Annotated in this window: 15 protein-coding genes; 2 read left to right on the top strand and 13 right to left on the bottom strand. The window is 72.6% G+C overall.

Features of this window, described 5'->3' with window-relative positions; translation table 11 throughout:
- The first annotated feature begins 98 nt into the window (after positions 1-98).
- Positions 99-974, top strand: coding sequence for a PP2C family protein-serine/threonine phosphatase (locus AVW11_RS15385; protein WP_051699431.1), 876 nt, complete (start codon positions 99-101; stop codon positions 972-974).
- Positions 975-1018: 44 nt separating this feature from the next.
- Positions 1019-1978, top strand: a complete 960-nt coding sequence (locus AVW11_RS15390; protein WP_060177060.1) for an MASE1 domain-containing protein — start codon at positions 1019-1021, stop codon at positions 1976-1978.
- Between the two features lie 47 nt (positions 1979-2025).
- On the opposite strand, the gene AVW11_RS15395 is transcribed toward AVW11_RS15390, so the two are convergent.
- The 13 genes from AVW11_RS15395 to AVW11_RS15455 all read right to left on the bottom strand — a co-directional run bounded on the left by AVW11_RS15395 (position 2026) and on the right by AVW11_RS15455 (position 16646).
- On the bottom strand, positions 2026-3696 hold the full coding sequence (locus AVW11_RS15395) for a PKD domain-containing protein (RefSeq protein WP_143568845.1): 1671 nt from the start codon (positions 3694-3696) through the stop codon (positions 2026-2028).
- A 261-nt stretch (positions 3697-3957) separates the two neighbouring features.
- Positions 3958-5592 (bottom strand): hypothetical protein, encoded by a 1635-nt coding sequence (locus AVW11_RS15400; RefSeq protein ID WP_076044267.1) that lies wholly within the window; start codon positions 5590-5592, stop codon positions 3958-3960.
- Between the two features lie 149 nt (positions 5593-5741).
- A complete protein-coding gene (locus AVW11_RS15405; RefSeq protein ID WP_060177061.1) occupies positions 5742-6620 on the bottom strand; it encodes an alpha/beta hydrolase in 879 nt (292 codons plus the stop codon).
- A 171-nt stretch (positions 6621-6791) separates the two neighbouring features.
- Positions 6792-8003, bottom strand: a complete 1212-nt coding sequence (kynU, locus tag AVW11_RS15410; RefSeq protein WP_076044268.1) for a kynureninase — start codon at positions 8001-8003, stop codon at positions 6792-6794.
- Positions 7996-8841 (bottom strand): tryptophan 2,3-dioxygenase family protein, encoded by an 846-nt coding sequence (locus AVW11_RS15415; protein ID WP_076044269.1) that lies wholly within the window; start codon positions 8839-8841, stop codon positions 7996-7998. The genes kynU and AVW11_RS15415 overlap by 8 nt, the downstream gene beginning before the upstream one ends.
- Positions 8842-9007: 166 nt before the next feature.
- Positions 9008-9421 carry a DUF3151 domain-containing protein gene (locus AVW11_RS15420; protein ID WP_030838810.1) on the bottom strand — a complete coding sequence of 138 codons (414 nt, stop codon included), beginning with the start codon at positions 9419-9421 and terminating at the stop codon, positions 9008-9010.
- A gap of 442 nt (positions 9422-9863) precedes the next feature.
- Positions 9864-10565, bottom strand: a complete 702-nt coding sequence (locus AVW11_RS15425; protein ID WP_240528183.1) for a ScbR family autoregulator-binding transcription factor — start codon at positions 10563-10565, stop codon at positions 9864-9866.
- A 192-nt stretch (positions 10566-10757) separates the two neighbouring features.
- Positions 10758-11780, bottom strand: coding sequence for a class II fructose-bisphosphate aldolase (gene fbaA / locus AVW11_RS15430; RefSeq protein ID WP_030838816.1), 1023 nt, complete (start codon positions 11778-11780; stop codon positions 10758-10760).
- Between the two features lie 238 nt (positions 11781-12018).
- Positions 12019-12558 carry an orotate phosphoribosyltransferase gene (gene pyrE / locus AVW11_RS15435; protein WP_030817422.1) on the bottom strand — a complete coding sequence of 180 codons (540 nt, stop codon included), beginning with the start codon at positions 12556-12558 and terminating at the stop codon, positions 12019-12021.
- A gap of 21 nt (positions 12559-12579) precedes the next feature.
- Complete coding sequence (locus tag AVW11_RS15440; protein WP_060177063.1) at positions 12580-13362, bottom strand: aldose epimerase family protein; 783 nt, start codon at positions 13360-13362, stop codon at positions 12580-12582.
- A gap of 50 nt (positions 13363-13412) precedes the next feature.
- Entirely contained in the window at positions 13413-14267 is an 855-nt protein-coding gene (locus AVW11_RS15445; protein ID WP_076044271.1) for an SRPBCC family protein, read from the bottom strand.
- Positions 14268-14299: 32 nt separating this feature from the next.
- On the bottom strand, positions 14300-15943 hold the full coding sequence (locus tag AVW11_RS15450; protein ID WP_030838824.1) for a polyamine aminopropyltransferase: 1644 nt from the start codon (positions 15941-15943) through the stop codon (positions 14300-14302).
- 157 nt (positions 15944-16100) lie between these two features.
- The gene (locus AVW11_RS15455) at positions 16101-16646 is read right to left on the bottom strand and encodes a DUF2617 family protein (RefSeq protein ID WP_030838827.1); all 546 of its coding nucleotides are present in this window, start codon (positions 16644-16646) and stop codon (positions 16101-16103) included.
- Positions 16647-16800: the final 154 nt, after the last annotated feature.

A 16800-nucleotide genomic window follows, 5' to 3' on the forward strand; every position in this document is an offset into this window, starting at 1 on the left:
GCCGTCTCGGGGGGCGCGGTCCAGGGGGGCGGAAATATGATGGGCACGTCCTTTCCACGGCGGAAGCAGGGACGGATGCACCATCGTCGGAGCCTTCGATGAGCCGGCGCCGTCCCCCTCGGGTGGCCAGCGCCGACCTGCTGAGCATGCTCGGCCGACTGACCGCGCAGGCGCGGCAGGGCGTGGAGCTCCAGCAGGCCCGCGTGGAGCTGGCCGAGGCCCTGCAGCGCGAGATGCTGCCCACCTCGCTGCCCTGCCTGCCCGGGCTGCGCACCGCGGCCCGCTACTCGCCCGCCCGCCACGGCCTCGACATCGGCGGCGACTGGTACGACGGCTTCCGCCTGCCGGAGGGCGCGCTCGCCTTCTGTATCGGCGACGTCCAGGGGCACGACGTCGACGCGGCCGCCTTCATGGGGCAGGTCAGGATCTGCCTGCGGGCCGTGGCGGCCGTGGTCGTCGATCCCGGCGAGGTCCTCAGCCGGGCCAACGAGGTGCTGCTCTCGATGAACCGCGACCTCTTCGCGACCTGCAGCCTGCTCCGCTTCGACCCGGACACCTGGGAGCTGGAGAGCGCCCGGGCCGGTCACGTCCCCGCGGTCTGGGCCACGGTCGACGGCCGGTACGGCATAGCCGAGGACAACGGCGGGCTGCCGCTGAACCTGGTTCCCGGGTCGGCGTACGCGGTGACCCGGCGGCGGCTGACCCAGGCGGGCTCGATCGTCCTGCTCACCGACGGCGTGGTCGAGGGCCCGCGGTTCCCCCTCGAGGTCGGGCTGGAACGCGTGGTCAGCGTCGTCCGGGAGGCGGCGGGCACCGACCCCGCAGAGCTGGCCGCCGAGGTGATGAAGGTGGCCGATTCGACGGGCCACGCGGACGACGCCGCGGTGCTCGTCCTCAGCCACGACGCGGCCGCAACGGGCCCGGAACCGGACTGCGGCCCCGGCGCCGGCCGGGAACCCCAGGGGGCGGCGTAGCGCGTGTCACGCCCCGCCCGGCCCTCGGGCTGTTGTCTGATGACGTGGTGCGCACCGAAGGATGGCGACGTCCGGCCGAACTGCTCCTACTGATCCTCGCCGTCGCCGTCGCCTACTACATCGGCGGGCGGATCGGCCTGCGCCAGAGCGTGACCGTCGACGGCGCCGAGGTCACCCCGCTGTGGCTGCCCACCGGCATCGCGCTGGCCGCCCTGCTCTGGCTGGGCCTGCGGGTCTGGCCGGGGATCTCCCTCGGCACCTACTTCGCCATCGAACGCATCAGCGAATTCGACCTCACCGACCTCGGCATCCTCGCGGGGAACACGGTCGCGCCGGTGTGCGCGTACCTGATGCTGCGCCGGGTGGACTACCGCACGCAGATGGACCGGCTGCGCGACGCGCTGGCGCTCGTCTTCCTGGGCGGCCTGCTGCCGATGCTGATCAGCGCGACGGCCGGCACCTGGACCCTCGTCCTCACCGGCGACCTGCCCCGGGGCGGATTCTGGCCGGTGTGGGCGGCCTGGTGGGTCGGGGACGCCATGGGGGTGCTCGTCGTGACCCCGCTGCTGCTCGTGCTGCGCCGGGCCCGGCTGCCCCGGGACGACTACCGGCTGGCCGAGGTGTCGGCCCTGGCGGTCACGTCCGTCATCGTCACCCTCGTGGCCACCCGCAGCCACCTGTCCGTGCTCTTCCTCGTCTTCCCGCTGCTGATCTGGGCAGCCGTACGGTTCCAGTTCGCCGGGAGCGCGCCGTGCGCCCTGCTGATCTCGGTCCTGGCCATCTCGGCGGCGCACGACCAGGCGGGGCCGTTCGTCGACTACAGCCTGTTCGAGCTCATGGTCAACCTCCAGGCCCTGAACGGAGCGGCCGCCCTGACCGGGCTGCTGCTGTCCGCGCTCGTCACCGAGCAGAACAACGTACGGCTGCGGATCGAGCAGGTCTGCGAGGACCTGGCCGAGCTGGTGGAGCACCTGGCCCCGGGCGGCAGACCGCCCGAACGCTGAAGCGCCCCGGGGAGGCCGAGGCCGTCCCCGGGGCGCCCCGCGGTGGATCAGTTGCTCTCGTAGTAGCCGAAGATGTCGACGACAAGATCGGTCTTGTCCCAGCCCTGGTTCCAGAAGTCGACGATGCCGTTCTTCCCGGAGCCTGCCTGGACCAGGTTCGGGACGGTCTTGCCTGCCGTCCAGTTCAGGGTCGAGGCGGTGGGGCGCTCCGGGAAGACCTGGCGGCCCTGGCGGTACTGCTCGCGCGTGTTCGGGTCCGGGGCGACCGACAGGAAGCCCGCGCCGGCGGTGTTGGTGACCGTGGTGTTGAGCACGTAGCCGGCGATGCCGGGTTCGTCCGCGGACAGCGCCTGCCAGATGTAGCCGCGGCCCAGCATCGGACCGTGGGTCCAGCGCGGGTCGCGGGTGTCGAGCAGCCGGACCGGCCGCAGCCCCATGTAGGCGGCCTTGCTGTCGGCGCTGTAGTAGCCGACGACGTCGACGATCACGTCCGTACCGGCCCAGGAGCCGTTGCGGATGTTGATCGTGCCGTCGGGGCCGACCGGCACGATCACCGCGTTGGCGATCGTCTGGCCTGCGGTGAAGTTCAGATTGGACGTAATCGGGACGTTCCCGCCGCCGGGGAAGACGGACAGGTGCCCGGCCTCCCCGGGGCCCGTCACCGTCACGTTCAGCGCCACGGCGGTGATGCCTTCCGGCACCGCGCGCAGGCCGCTGATCTTCGTGCCGAAGGTCTGCTGCCCCGCCAGCCGGCCCCGGGTGGTGCCGAGGCCCTCGCGGGTGTCGACGAACCGGACCGGCGTCATCGGCGTGTAGCCGGCCGCGTCCGCGCGCGTGAAGTATCCGGTCACGTCGGCGATCAGGTCGACGGACTCGGCGCCGCGGTTGGCGAGCTCGACGTGGCCGTTCTTGCCGACGGGCACGATGACCAGGTTGGGGACGGACTGGCCCGCCTCGAAGTTCACGTTCGAGGTGGTCGGCCGCTCGGTGCCCTCCGCGAAGGCCGTGATGTGCCCCGCGCTGGTGGTGTTCGTGACGGTCACGTTGAGGGCGACGGCGGTGACCCCCTCGGGTATCGCGCCGCTGCCGCCGACCTTCACGCGGGTCGAGCCGTACGCCGGGACCTTGCCCCGGACCGCGCCGGTCCCGTCGCGGGTGTCCAGCAGGCGGGTCGGGGTGTGCGCGACGAAGTCCGAGCCGGCGGTCATGACCTGGAACTCGTTGACGACCTCGGCCTGGTTGGCCGGGTCCGCCACGGTGACCTTGACGGTGTACTGGCCGAGTCGCGCGTAGGTGTGACTGCTCTTCAGGATGGTCGAGCCGTACGCGTCCATGCCGTCGGGGCTGCTGCCGTCGCCCCAGTCGACGGTGACCTTCAGGGCGGAGTCGGCACTGATGACGGTGGTTTCCAGGTCGAACGCGTGCGCGGTGGTGGCCGCGGCGTTCAGGACGAGGGCCAGGTCCGGGTTGCCGGCCGCCTGCTGGGCGGCGGCTCCGCCCTTGGCGCCGGGCAGGGCGGTGCGGACGGAGCGTTCCGCGGGGCTGTTGTAGGCCTTCAGGTCGGGCGCCGCGACCTTGGCCAGGTCGACGGCGGGCGCCCCCACGCCGGGCGCGACCGCTCCGGGCGCGACCGGCTCCGCAGCCTGGGCGATGCCCGGGGCGAGCCCGATGGTTGCCGCGATGACGGCGACGGAAATTACGAGACGGCGACTGCGCACCGATCCCCCCATTTTTGAACGTGCTCAGGTCTGAACGCCAGAGTACATAGATCTTCACCCGCGAGATCGCGAATACCTGTGCGATCAGGGGGAGATGGCTCTTTTCCGTCCCGCACCGATCCCTGTGTGCAGCCGGACGGCGCCGATGCTCCGGCTGCCCGCTGCGACCTGAACGACCCCCTGGCGCCAGGAAGAACGAGCGAGAGCCCCGCCCGATCGTGAGATCGGGCGGGGCTCTCTCCGCAGGCGCGGACCGGCTGATCAGTCGGTCTCGTAGATGCCGTAGAAGTCGACGATCAGGTCGGCGTCCTTCCAGCCCTGGTTCCAGAAGTGGACGATGCCGTGGTCGCCGGAAGCGGCCTGCACCAGGTTCGCGACGGTGGCGCCCTTCGTCCAGTTCAGGGTGGAGGAACCGGGACGGGGCGGGACGGGCGCCCCGGGCCGGTCGTTCACCAGCCACGGGAAGGGACTCGGGGCCACGGAGAGGAATCCGGAGTCCACCGTGGTGGTGACGGTGGTGTTGAGCACGAAGGCCTCGTCAGCCGCGGGGTCGTCATCGGGCGCGTACCACTGGGGGATGTACCCGCGGGCCGGCAGGCGCCCGCCCGGCCACCAGCTTTCGGGATCGCGCGTGTCGAGCGTCCGCCACGGGCCGATCGGCCGGTACGCCGCCTTGCTGTCCTTGTTGTAGTGGCCCACGACGTCGACAATCACGTCCGCACCGGCCCAGGCCCCGTTGAAGACACTGATCCTGCCGTCCGCGCTCACGGGCACGATCACGGAGTTGGCGACCGTCTGCCCGGCGGTGAAGTTCAGGCTCGACGCGGTCGGGGTCGGGCCGCCAGGGAAGACGGACAGGTGTCCGGCCTGCTTCGGGTCCGTCACGGTCACGTTCAGGGCCACGGCCGTAATGCCCTGGGGTACCCCCTTCAGGCCGCTGATCTGCGTCTCGAAGGTGCCCCGTCCGGCGAGCTGGCCCCTGGTCGTGCCCAGGCCCTCGCGGGTGTCGACGAACCGCGCCGGGGCCATCGAGGTGTAGCCGCTGCCCCCTGTACGGACGAAGCGGCCCGTGATGTCGGCGATCAGGTCGACCGAACTCCAGCCGCCGTTGAAGAGCTCCACGTAGCCGTCGGCGCCCACTGGCACGATGACCATGTTCGGGACGGAGCCGCCAGCCGTGTAGTTGAGGTTCGACGTGTCGGGCCGCCCGGAGTTCTTGTCCCCCGACCACACCGTGACGTGGCCGCTGTCGGTGGTGTTGGTGACGGTGACATTGAGGGCGACCGCCGTGAGTCCGTCCTGGAAGTCGCGGCTGGACGCCACCTTCACACGGGTCGAGCCCCGCCCGGGAACCTTGCCGGCGCTCGTGCCCGTACCGTTACGGGTATCCAGCATCCGGGTCGGGTCGATCGGTACGAACTTGGCGCCCGGGGTCACGTACGCGACCTCGTTGGCAGCCTGGACTCCGTTGGCGACGTCGGTCGCAGTGACCTTCACCTTGTAATTGCCGAGTTCGGCGTACGAGTGCCCGTGGGACAGCGCGCCGGACCCCTTGATGCTCGCCTTCTCCGTCCGGCCGTCGCCCCAGTCGATGACGACGTCGAGCAAGGTGTCCGGTGCAGTGATCTTGGTGTCGATAACAAGCCCGTATGCGCTGTCACTTCGACCATCGATCGCCACCTCGATCCCCGGATGGTCGGCTGCGGCCTTGTTGCCGGCGTCCGGCAATGCCGTGCGGACCGTGCGGTCGGCAGGGCTGTGGAACTTCTCGCCCGCAGGCTTCGCGGCCTTCTCGGCCTTGACCTGGCCCGGCACGGCGGGCTTGGCCGGTCCCTCGGCCGCCGAGGCCGCGCTCGGGCTGAGCCCGAGACCCGCCGCCATGACGGCAGCGGTCATTACGAGTCGGTGATTGCGCACCGGCCCCCCATTTTTCGTTGGTCTTTGGCACAAACTGATCAAATCTCGACCAGGGTACCCAGCCTGTGGGACATCCCCGCCAGGGGTTTTCGCCGTGGCGGGGACGGTGCGCGGCGGGGGGCGGTCCGCTACCAGGCCAGCTGGGAGATCTCCTCCGCCACGACCGCGCAGGCGTCCGCCGCGGGGTCGATCAGCGGGAAGTGGCCGACCCCGTCGAGCAGGGTCAGCCCCACCATCTCGCCGGCCTTCGCCGCCGCCGCCACATACGCCTCGGCCACCGCTTGCGGGACCACGATGTCGTCCCGGCCCTGGACCACCGCCGTGGCGATGCCCGTCGGCAGCAGCGCCGCCGGGTCGGCCGACGGCAGCCGCTCGTCCCAGTGGTCGGCACCGCCCAGCAGTTGCGCGCTCGCCCCGCCGCAGACGCCCAGTTCCTCCGCCACCGTGAAGTCCGCGATCGGCGCCAGCGCCACCACCCCGCGCAGCATCGGCGGCGCGGACAGCCGCCACGGCGAGCCGTGCGGGAGGACGTGCCGGGCCGCGGCCCACAGCGCGAGGTGGCCGCCCGCCGAGTGGCCGGTGACGACGACGCGGCGGACGTCGGCCTGCGGCAGGGCGTCCGCGACGAGGCCCGGGAGGGCGTCCATCGCGGCGGCGACGTCGTCGAAGGTCTCCGGCCAGCGCCCGGCGACCGGCGTTCCGGCGTTCTGGTGTGGCAGGGAACTGCCCCGGCGGTACTCGACGTTGGCGACGGCGAAACCGCGCCGGGCCAGGAAGTCCGCGAAGGGGGTGGCGTGTTGCCTGTCGTAGGGGGCCCGCCACGCCCCGCCGTGCAGGACCACCACGAGCGGGACCGGGCCCGTGGTCTCGCCGCGCGGGGCGTAGAAGTCGACGACGTGGTCGGGGTGTTGCCCGTATGCGGCCGTCACGTCCGGTGCGACCGCCGGATGGGCGAAGGCCGAGGCGGCCTCGGCGGCGTCCCGTTCCACGGCGGCGGGGTCCGTCATCGGCTCAACCTCTCGGTAACGCGTGGGACAGCGGGGACAGATGTTCCGGTGTTCCGGCAGAGCGGGACCGTATCAGTCTGGAACAGCTGGTTCCGTGCCGGGCCCGGAATATGACCGGGCGGACGGAGCCGTAGCCCCGCCCGCCCTGTGATGTGACGTTTCGCTACCCCGTCACCCGAAAATGTGACCCAGCGTGCGCGCTGCGCGCTCCGCGTCGGCGAAACCGACGTACAGCGGAGTGAAGCCGAAGCGCAGGACGTCGGGGGCGCGGAAGTCGCCGATGACACCCCGGGCGATGAGCTCCCCCATGACCTCTCGGGCGTTCTCGGTCCGCAGCGAGACCTGGCTGCCCCGGCGCTCGTGCTCGGCCGGGGTGACCGACTCGACCAGGCCCTGCGGGACGTACGCCGCCACGCATTCGAGGAAGAAGTCGGTCAGGGCGAGGGACTTGGCGCGCACCGCCTCGACGGCGACGCCGTCCCAGGCGTCGAGCGCCGCCTCCAGCGCCAGCATGGACAGGATGTCCGGGGTGCCGACGCGGCCGCGGGTCGCGCCCCGTGCCGCCTCGTAGGCCGGGGTCATCGCGAAGGGGTCCGCGTGGCCGTTCCAGCCGGGCAGGGGGGATTCGAAGGCGTCCTGGTGACGGGCGGCGATGTACAGGTACGCGGGGGCGCCGGGGCCTCCGTTGAGGTACTTGTACGTACAGCCGACCGCCAGGTCGACCTCGTGCGCGTCGAGGCCCACGGGCAGGGCGCCCGCGGAGTGGCAGAGGTCCCAGACCGCGACCGCCCCGGCGGCGCGGGCCGCCGCCGTGAGGGCCGGCAGGTCGTGGAGCCGGCCGCTGCGGTAGTCGACGTGGTTGAGGAGGACCACGGCGGTGTCCGCGTCGATCGCCTCCGCCGCCTGCGCGGGGTCGACGGGGACGACGGTCAGGCCCGCCAGCCGGGCCGCGGACTGCGCGATGTAGCCGTCGGTGGGGAACGTCGCGGAGTCGACCAGCAGCTTCGTCCGGCCGGGAGCGGCGAGGCGGGCGCCGCCGACCAGGGCCTTGAAGAGGTTGACGCTGGTGGAGTCGCCGACGACCACCTGGCCGGGGGCTGCGCCGATCAGCGGGGCGATCTTGTCGCCGATCCGCTCGGGCGCCGTCCACCAGCCGCTCTCGTCCCACGAGCGGATGAGGAGCTCGCCCCACTGCCGGGCGACGACGTCGGCGGTGGTGGCGGCCACGCCGGCCGGGAGGGCGCCGAGCGAGTTGCCGTCCAGGTAGACGACGCCCTCGGGGAGGGTGAAGCGCTCGCGCAGCTTCGCCAGCTCGTCGGCGGCGTCCAGGGCGGCCGCGCGGGTGCGGAGGTCCGCCGCTATGTCGGCGGAGGTGTCAGACATGGCTGCGCGCCGTCCAGAGCTCCGGGAAGACGTTCTTCGTCGCGCGCTTCTCCAGCCAGGCCACCCCGGCGGAGCCGCCCGTGCCGGTCTTCGCGCCCATCGCGCGGCGGGTGGCGACCAGGTGGTCGTTGCGCCAGCGCCAGACGAGCTCGGCCACGTCGGTGAGGACCTCGCCGAGCCGGTGGAGGTCGAGGTTCTCGTCGGGGGCGGCGTACAGCCCGGTCCAGACGGCCTCGACCTCGGCGGAGGCCTCGTAGCGCGTCGAGAGGTCGCGGTGCAGGACGGACTCCGGGACCGGCAGGCCGCGGCGGGCCAGGAGGCGCAGCACCTCGTCGTAGAGGCTGGGCTCCTGGAGGGCCTTCTCCAGCTCCGCGTGGACGCGCGGCGCACCGCGGTGCGGGACCAGCATGGAGGACGACTTCTCGCCGAGCAGGAACTCCATCCGGCGGTACATGGCCGACTGGAAACCGGAACCTTCGCCGAGGGCACCGCGGTAGGCGTTGAACTGCGCCGGGGTGAGCTGGGCGAGCGGGCGCCAGGAGGCGTTGAGGGCCTCCAGTTCACGAAGGGAACGTTTCAGCGCATCCATCGCGACCGGGATGCGGTCCTCGCGCAGAGCCTTCGCGGCGGTTTCCCACTCGTGGACGATGACCGTGAACCACAGCTCCATGACCTGGGTCGTGACCAGGAAGACCATCTCGCCGGGGTCGTCCGAGCGGAGGTGCTGGAGGTGGGTGAGGACGTCCGCCTGGACGTAGTCCTCGTACGGGGTCGTGCCGTCGAAGTCGAGGTTCGGGGTGTCCCCGCCGACTCCGGAGGCATCAAGGGTGTTCGACATCGCTGTCTCCTCGACACGTGCTTCCGGGTAGCGGTCCGCTCCTTCCGTGAGGTGAGTGGAGCCCCGGTCCCCTGCCCGCATCATAGGGCGCCGTCGCGCCGGCGCTCCAGCGGGGAGTGACGCAGACCATATGAAATGTCCGTGTGTCACTCCCCGCTGTACGGCATCAGGCGCTCAGCGTGTCCGCCGCCGTCGGGGACGAGTCGCGCAGGAAGGTCGTGCAGCGCTCGTACTCCTCCTTCTCGCCGATCGCCTCGGCCGCGCGGGCCAGAGCGTGCAGGGCGCGCAGGAAACCGCGGTTCGGCTCGTGCTCCCACGGGACGGGGCCGTGGCCCTTCCATCCGGCGCGGCGCAGCGCGTCGAGACCGCGGTGGTAGCCGGTACGGGCGTAGGCGTACGACTCCACCGTGCTGCCGGCGGCGAAGGCCTCGTCGGCGAGGACCGCCCAGGCGAGGGAGGACGTGGGGTGCGCGGCGGCCACCTCGACGGCCGGGGTGCCGGCGGTGATGGCCTCACGGCCGGGCTCGTCGGGGAGGTGGGTGGGGGCGGGGCCCCCGAGCAGGTTCTGGTGAATGGACATGCCCCCAGTCTGCCGGGTGCGGTGGTCCGCAAAACCCCCCGTCCACCTCGACGCGGCCGCGCCGGCGGTGGTCCGCAGAACCCGCCGGGCTCGCCGCGGGGCGGGGCCGGCTGCCGGGGCCGAGGGCCGAGCATCCGCTGGGCTCGCCACGGAGCGGGGTGCGGGGCCAAGACCCCCCGTCCACCTCGACGCGGCCGCGCCGGCGGTGGTCCGCAGAACCCGCCGGGCTCGCCGCGGGGCGGGGGCACGTGCGGGGGGGGGCCGCAGGTCTGTCGGCCTCCTCGGGCGCCGGCGGCACGACCGGGGCCGGGGTGCGGTGCGGTGGTCCGCAGAAGCCGCCGGGCTCGCCGCGCGCCGGGGCCGGGGTATCCGATGGGTTCGGCGTGGGCCGGGGGCCGCAGGGCCCGTCGGCGTTCCTCGGCGCCGCCCGGGCGGGAGACGGTCAGTGCGCGGGGGCTGCCGCGACCGGCTCGCGGGGCGCGGGCGGCTGCGCTGCCGAGCCGTCGCACCGGCAGGCCTCGTCCGCGTCGTGCAGTGCCCTGGCACCGCGGCCGGGCGCGGTGTCGAGCCGCTCCGCCACGGCCGGGACCACCAGGCCCGGCATCACGCTCGCGTAGAGCGCCGAGACCTCCCGGTCCAGGTCGAGGCCGAGGGTCTGCGACATGACGTTGAGCCCCGCGAAGGCCCCGACCACCAGCCGCGCGGCCGCCGACGGGTCCACGTGCGGATGCAGTTCACCGCGCTCCTTCGCCTCCGCCATCAGGGCGGTGTGCAGGTCGATCCACCCCAGGTACGGCGCGGCCCGGTCCAGCTCCCGCCCGTTGTGCTCAAGGGTGAGCCGCGCGCTGCCGCGCATCAGCACGTCGTACCGGAGCCGGTGCGAGAAGACCATGCCGACGTCGACGAACTCCTGCGCCTTGAACTCCTGCGGGGCGAGCGGAGCGTGCATGCTCACCTGGGCCTCGATCACGGCCTGCGCCAGGTGTTCCTTCGACTCGAAGTGGAAGTAGAGCGCGCCCTTGGTGACCTTGGCGAGGCTGACGATGTCCGTCAGCTTGGCCGCGTCGTACCCCCGGTCCTCGAAGACCACCGCGGCGGCCTCCAGGATGGCCCGCCGGGTGCGCACCGCACGGTCCTGCTTCACCTGCGGTCTTCCAGCCCTCATGTGCCTCTGTCCCCCTCCGCGCCCCACCGCCGGATGCAGTTCACACCATCGTGGGGCCACCGTCCACCACCGCCTGCGAACGCCGGAGGGCCCGGCCTCCGTCGTGGGACGGGGGTCGGGCCCTCCTGTGCGACTGCTGCCGCGGCTACGGCCGGGCAGCAGCGGCGCCGACTACTTGATCTTGGTGCCGGCGGAGCGCAGGTTCGCGCACGCCTCGACGACACGCGCGGCCATGCCCGCCTCGGCGGCCTTGCCCCAGGTGCGCGGGTCGTACTTCGACTTGGTGCCGACCTCGCCGTCGACCTTCAGGACACCGGCGTAGTTGGTGAACATGTGGTCCACGACCGGGCGGGTGAAGGCGTACTGGGTGTCGGTGTCCAGGTTCATCTTCACGACGCCGTTCTCCAGCGCGGTGGCGATCTCCTCGGCCGTGGAGCCCGAACCGCCGTGGAAGACGAAGTCGAACGGCGAGGCCTTGCCGAACTTCTCGGCGACACCGGCCTGGAGGTCCTTGAGGAGCTCGGGGCGCAGGACGACGTTGCCCGGCTTGTAGACGCCGTGGACGTTGCCGAAGGAGGCGGCCAGCAGGTAGCGGCCCTTCTCGCCCAGGCCCAGGGCCTCGGCGGTACGGATCGCGTCCTCGACGGTGGTGTACAGCTCGTCGTTGATCTCGTGGCTGACGCCGTCCTCCTCGCCGCCGGTCGGGGTGATCTCGACCTCGAGGATGATCTTCGCCGCGACGGCCTTGGCGAGCAGTTCCTGGCCGATGGCCAGGTTGTCGGCCAGGGTCTCGGCGGAGCCGTCCCACATGTGCGACTGGAAGAGCGGGTTCAGACCGCGCGCGACGCGCTCGGCGGAGATGTCCAGGAGCGGACGTACGTAGCCGTCCAGCTTGTCCTTGGGGCAGTGGTCCGTGTGCAGCGCGACGGTGATGTCGTACTTGGCGGCGACGATGTGCGCGAACTCCGCCAGGGCGACGGCGCCCGTGACCATGTCCTTGTTGTGCTGGCCACCCAGGAACTCCGCACCACCGGTGGAGATCTGGATGATGCCGTCGCTCTCGGCCTCCGCGAAGCCCCGCAGCGCAGCGTGCAGGGTCTGGGACGAGGTCACGTTGATGGCCGGGTAGGCGAACTTGCCTGCCTTCGCCCGGTCGAGCATCTCGTTGTAGACCTCGGGGGTTGCGATGGGCATCTGTCCGCTCCTTGGATGTGCGGGGAGTGTGCTTATTACGGGCCCTGACCTGGGGGCGACGTCATCGTCGCGCTTATCTTTCCAGACTCCGCGCAAGGGTCCAGCCCACCGGCCTCACCTGGTGGGCGAACGGCCCGGGATGTTTCACGTGAAACATCCCGGGCCGCAGGGAAAAGCCAGGTCAGGGCCGCCTCACCGGTGGCCGAGGACCTTTGCCGCCAGTTGCGGCGGTGGCCGGTCAGGACAGGCCGAGGTCCTCGAGGCGGTAGCCGGTGAGGTACGGCAGGCCCGCCTCGGCGATCGCGTCGGCCGCACCGCGGTCGACGATCGTGGCGACGGCGACGACCTCGCCGCCGGCCTCGCGGACGGCCTCGACGGCGGTCAGCGGGGATCCGCCGGTGGTCGAGGTGTCCTCGACGACCAGGCAGCGCTTGCCCTTCACGTCGGTGCCCTCGATGCGGCGCTGCATGCCGTGCGCCTTCTGCGCCTTGCGGACGACGAAGGCGTCCAGGCGCTGACCACGGGCGGCGGAGGCGTGCAGCATCGAGGTGGCGACCGGGTCGGCGCCCAGGGTCAGGCCGCCGACGCAGTCGAAGTCCAGCTCGGCGGTGAGGTCGAGCATGACCTGGCCGACCAGCGGGGCCGCCTCGCCGTCGAGGGTGATCCGACGGAGGTCGATGTAGTAGTCGGCCTCCCGGCCGGAGGAGAGGATCACCTTGCCGTGCACGACGGCCTTGTCCTTGATCTGCTGCAGAAGCGCATCGCGTACGTCACTCATGCCGACGAGCTTAGTTGCGGGCTAGACGAGCCGCCGCCACGTCCAGGTCGTGGAGACCTCCAGCGGGTCGACGGGGGTGACCAGGCGCGGAGCGGTGTTGATCCCGTTCGGCGGGCCGGACTGCGGCTCGACGCATACGGCCTCGTCCTCCTGGTCGTAGACGACCACCCATTCGGACCTGCTGGTGATGCGCAGCTCCAGCGCGCCGGGCCAGGTGAGGGTGACGTCGACACCGTCGGGCATGCCGAAGCAGTCGTCCCAGGGGCCGGGGGCCGGATCGGTGCGCTTGCCGGTGGGGAGGTGGTCGGCGCCGCGCTCCTCCTGCCAGGCGGGGTCGAAGGCGATCTCCACGTCCCGGCCGCCGAGGTTGCGCAGGAACCAGGGGTGCCAGCCGGCCTGGGCCGGGAAGGAGTCCCCGTACGTCTCGACGCCCATGGTGAGGGTGAGCGAGTCCTCGGTGAGGGTGACGACCTGGGTGACCCGGCCGGGGGTCGGCCAGGGGTCGACGAGGTCGTAGGTGAAGGCGGCCTCCGTGGCGGTCGCGCCGGCCGGCCGCCACGGCACGTCGCGGCCGAGGCCGTGGAGGGCGTGCGGCGGATGGTCCAGCGGCATCTGGTGCACGGTCGCACCGTCGTGGAAGCGGCCGTCCTTCATGCGGCCGCACCACGGCACCATCGGGAAGCACCCGTACCTCGGCCCCTGGCGCAGCAGCTCGGTCCCGTCGATGCGCAGACTGCTGATCCGGCAGCCGTTCTCCTGGTCGACAGTCACCTCGGTGCCGCCGGCGCTCAGTTGCGTACTCATGCGGTCGACCCTAGGTGAATCCGCCCGGGTGGAGGGTCTGGGGCCGCAGGTCAGCGGCGGCGGCGCAGGGCACGGCCGATGACGACGGCCGAGGCGAGCGCGAGCGCCGCGGCCGGGGCGATCCAGCGCAGGCTGTCGCCGGCCGCGGTGGCGGCCGGCGCGGGCACCGGGGCGTACCGGCCGCGCGGAGGGGCGTGGTCCACCTCCTCGGCGCTGCGGCCGATCATGGTGCGGCGGGCGTGGGCCGCCTCGGCCGGGGGGTGCGGGGCCCCGGCCGCGTCGAGGTCCTCGAACCCGCCGGCCAGGAACGGGTCCAGGGCGGGGTCCAGGGACGGCGGCGGCACCTCGGTCTCGAAGACCGTGGCGCTGACCTCGCTGACCTCGTCCTGCGGCCCCGCCGGGCCGTCGGCGTCCCCGTCCTCGGCCTCGTCCTCGGCCTCGGCCTCGGCCTCGGCCTCGGCGACGGGATCGCTGATCGCGGTCCCCGCGGCCAGCTGGCCGGCGGCCCGGTCGAGCAGCCTGCGCAGGGCCGTGGCCGCGGCGTCGGGCGCGAAGGAAGCGGCGCGCCCGTCGGCGGTGGCGTGGGCGGCGAAGTCCAACCGGGTCCCGCCCGGCACCGGCGTCAGGCGCACCCCGAGGGAGAACTTCACGGTGCCGCTGCCCCGCACCTCCGTGCCCTCACCCTCAAAGGTGAAGTGGTCGGGATCCTGCTCGATGACGGCCGCGGACCCCCGGTAGGTCACGGTGCTCCCGCCGGCCCGCACCCTGAGCCGCCCGGAGAGCGGACCGGCGCCCGTGTCGGCGTCCTGCTGGAGTCCCGGCACGCACCGGGCCACGCGGGCGGGGTCGCGCAGCACGGCGCGGAGGTCGTCTGCCGGTACCGGGACGAACACCTGATGCTCCATGCGGTCGAGCCTACGGCCTGGACCGCACCGGGTCACGAATACCGCGGATGCGGCAGCGTCGACGGCGGAAGTCCGCTCACCCGGGTGCGTTCGGCGTCGCGCGCCGCGTCCTGGAGCGAGCCGGTCGACAGCGAGCGCAGCGCGGGCGTCTCGCGGTCCACGCGCAGCGCCGGCTCCTGGTCGCGGGCGGCCAGGACGAACCCCCAGTCCTGCGACGGCGCGCCGGTACCCCTGAGGGGGGTGCGGTCGGGGCCGGCGGCGAAGCCCGAGAGGCGGCCGCCCGCGCTGTAGGGGGAGGTGCGCAGGCCGGCCGCGCGGAGCGTGGAGTCGACGGTCCAGTACGTACGGGGCCGCGTGGCCAGCGGCCCGGCGTGCACGGCCATCCGGCCGCCGGGGGCCAGGGCCCGCGCGGCCAGCCCGTAGAACTCCTGGGAGTACAGCTTCGTGCTGGGGGTGATGCCTGGATCGGGGAGGTCGGAGACGATCACGTCGAAGCGGTCGTTCGCGGCGGGCCCGCGCAGCCAGCGGAAGGCGTCCTGGTGGACGACGGCCAGGCGCGGATCGGCGAACACCCCCGCGTTGAGCGCGGAGAGCATGGGGTCGGTGCGGGCGAGGCGGACCACGCCGGGGTCGAGCTCGACGACGGTGACGGACGCGACGTCCTGGTAGCGCAGCACCTCGCGGGCGGCGAGCCCGTCACCGCCGCCGAGGACGAGGACGCGGGCGTGGCTGCCGGTCATCGCGGGGTGGACCAGGGCCTCGTGGTAGCGGTACTCGTCGTAGCCGCTGACCCGCAGCCGCCCGTCGAGGTACAGGTCGAGGGAGCGCGGGGAGCCGGTCGCGGGGCCGGTGAGCACCAGCTCCTGCACCCCGGTCTGGACGGCGACCCGCACCTCGGAGCCGTAGACGGCGCGCCGGGCGAGCCGCTCGAAGTCGTCGGCGAGGACGGTCGCGGAGGCCAGCACGACGAGGACGGTCAGGTTCGCGGCGATGAGCAGCCAGCGGCTTCGCCGGCTCAGGTCGTTGCGGAAGAGCCACAGGACCAGCCCGCCGCCGACGACGGCGTTGACGGTGCCGGTGAGCATGGCGCCGGTGAGCTGGCCGAGCATCGGCAGCAGCAGGAACGGGAAGGCGAGCCCGCCGACGAGGGCGCCCACGTAGTCGGCGGCGAACAGGTCGGCGACGGCGCCGCCCGCGTCCTGTCGGCGGATGCGCTGGATGAGGACCATCAGCAGTGGGATCTCCGCGCCGATGAGGATGCCGATGGCGAAGGAGAACGCGACGAGAGCCGGGCGGGATTCCCCGAGCCAGGCGAAGCTCGCGTACAGCGCCATGGCGGACAGGCCGCCGAGAAGGGCGAGCCCGGCCTCGATGGCCGCGAAGCCGAGGGCGGGGCGGTGCCTAAGTCGTTTGGCGAGCAGGGAGCCGACGCCCATGGCGAAGACCATGACGGACAGCACGACCGACGCCTGGGTGATGGAGTCGCCGATCAGGTAGGTGCCCAGGGCGAGGAGCTCCAGCTCGTACACGAGCCCGCAGGCCGCGCAGACGAACACGGTGGCCAGGACCAGGAGTCGGCCGGTCCGGGGCCGTACGGGCAGGGCGGCCGGGACGGTCGCGGCGCCCCGCGGCTCCGGAGCCGGGAGGACCCGGCGCGGGACGGAACGGTCGATCATGAAGCGAACCGTACGTCACGGCCCTCTCGCAGCCGGTCACCCACATGGGTGTAAGTGGTGCACCGATCCGGCCATTTGGCGTAACCACACCGCACGCCCCGCGCCGCGGGGCGCCGTCCGGGCGCACACCGTCCGAACTCCCCTTCCCCCGCACGGCCTAGAGCAGCGCCGGCGATTCCAGGGCGGGCGTCGCGGCGCCCGTGCGCACCCCGATCCGCGTGCGGGTGGCCACCAACTGCCCCTCCTGCGGGTACGCGTGCCAGGTGCGCCACCGCACCTGGCCCTCGTACCGCTGGGCGAGCATGGCGGTGAAGGCGTGCGGGCTCCCCGGGAACGTCCCCGCCAGGCCGTTCGGGTGGTCGGCCACCAGCGCGAGCAGCTCCTGCGCACGCCCCGCGAAGGATCCCCGGGACAGGGTCTCGACCCGCGCCGCGAACTCGTACTCCCAGTCGCCCACCCGCTTCGCCACGCCGAGCGGCAGCGGCGTGCTGCTCCCGGGCATGCAGGCGACCGTCTCCGAGCAGAGCACGTCCCGCTCCTCCAGCAGAACCTGATGGGAGGCCCCGAGCAGGCGCAACTCGACCTTCGCCCCCGCGAGTTCGAGGTTCAGTACGGCCAGGGCGGGCAGCCGGTCCCGACCCAGGGCCCAGGCGAGATCGGCGGCACGCGTGTCGGTGTAGGAGGTCTGGAGGGTCGTGAGCATGAGTCGGCTCCGCAAACGCGCGAGGGAGATGGGCCGGGGCCCGCCAGCGGTAGCAAGCACGGGTGGGGGGAAACCGGCACGGGTCCACAGGAAGTCCAGGGAGGTCCGAGGACTGGTCTACTCAACCGAGGGAATCATGAAAGGCACGGCACTC

It is taken from the genome of Streptomyces amritsarensis, from assembly GCF_001953875.1.
GTDB lineage: Bacteria > Actinomycetota > Actinomycetes > Streptomycetales > Streptomycetaceae > Streptomyces > Streptomyces amritsarensis.

What these genes read in the sequence shown, in the direction of transcription:
- AVW11_RS15385 (WP_051699431.1), top strand. Translation starts at nt 99, where the DNA reads ATGAGCCGGCGCCGTCCCCCTCGGGTGGCCAGCGCCGACCTGCTGAGC.
- AVW11_RS15400 (WP_076044267.1), bottom strand. Translation starts at nt 5,592, where the DNA reads ATGACCGCTGCCGTCATGGCGGCGGGTCTCGGGCTCAGCCCGAGCGCG.
- AVW11_RS15405 (WP_060177061.1), bottom strand. Translation starts at nt 6,620, where the DNA reads ATGACGGACCCCGCCGCCGTGGAACGGGACGCCGCCGAGGCCGCCTCG.
- kynU (WP_076044268.1), bottom strand. Translation starts at nt 8,003, where the DNA reads ATGTCTGACACCTCCGCCGACATAGCGGCGGACCTCCGCACCCGCGCG.
- AVW11_RS15415 (WP_076044269.1), bottom strand. Translation starts at nt 8,841, where the DNA reads ATGTCGAACACCCTTGATGCCTCCGGAGTCGGCGGGGACACCCCGAAC.
- AVW11_RS15420 (WP_030838810.1), bottom strand. Translation starts at nt 9,421, where the DNA reads ATGTCCATTCACCAGAACCTGCTCGGGGGCCCCGCCCCCACCCACCTC.
- fbaA (WP_030838816.1), bottom strand. Translation starts at nt 11,780, where the DNA reads ATGCCCATCGCAACCCCCGAGGTCTACAACGAGATGCTCGACCGGGCG.
- pyrE (WP_030817422.1), bottom strand. Translation starts at nt 12,558, where the DNA reads ATGAGTGACGTACGCGATGCGCTTCTGCAGCAGATCAAGGACAAGGCC.
- AVW11_RS15440 (WP_060177063.1), bottom strand. Translation starts at nt 13,362, where the DNA reads ATGAGTACGCAACTGAGCGCCGGCGGCACCGAGGTGACTGTCGACCAG.
- AVW11_RS15445 (WP_076044271.1), bottom strand. Translation starts at nt 14,267, where the DNA reads ATGGAGCATCAGGTGTTCGTCCCGGTACCGGCAGACGACCTCCGCGCC.
- AVW11_RS15450 (WP_030838824.1), bottom strand. Translation starts at nt 15,943, where the DNA reads ATGATCGACCGTTCCGTCCCGCGCCGGGTCCTCCCGGCTCCGGAGCCG.
- AVW11_RS15455 (WP_030838827.1), bottom strand. Translation starts at nt 16,646, where the DNA reads ATGCTCACGACCCTCCAGACCTCCTACACCGACACGCGTGCCGCCGAT.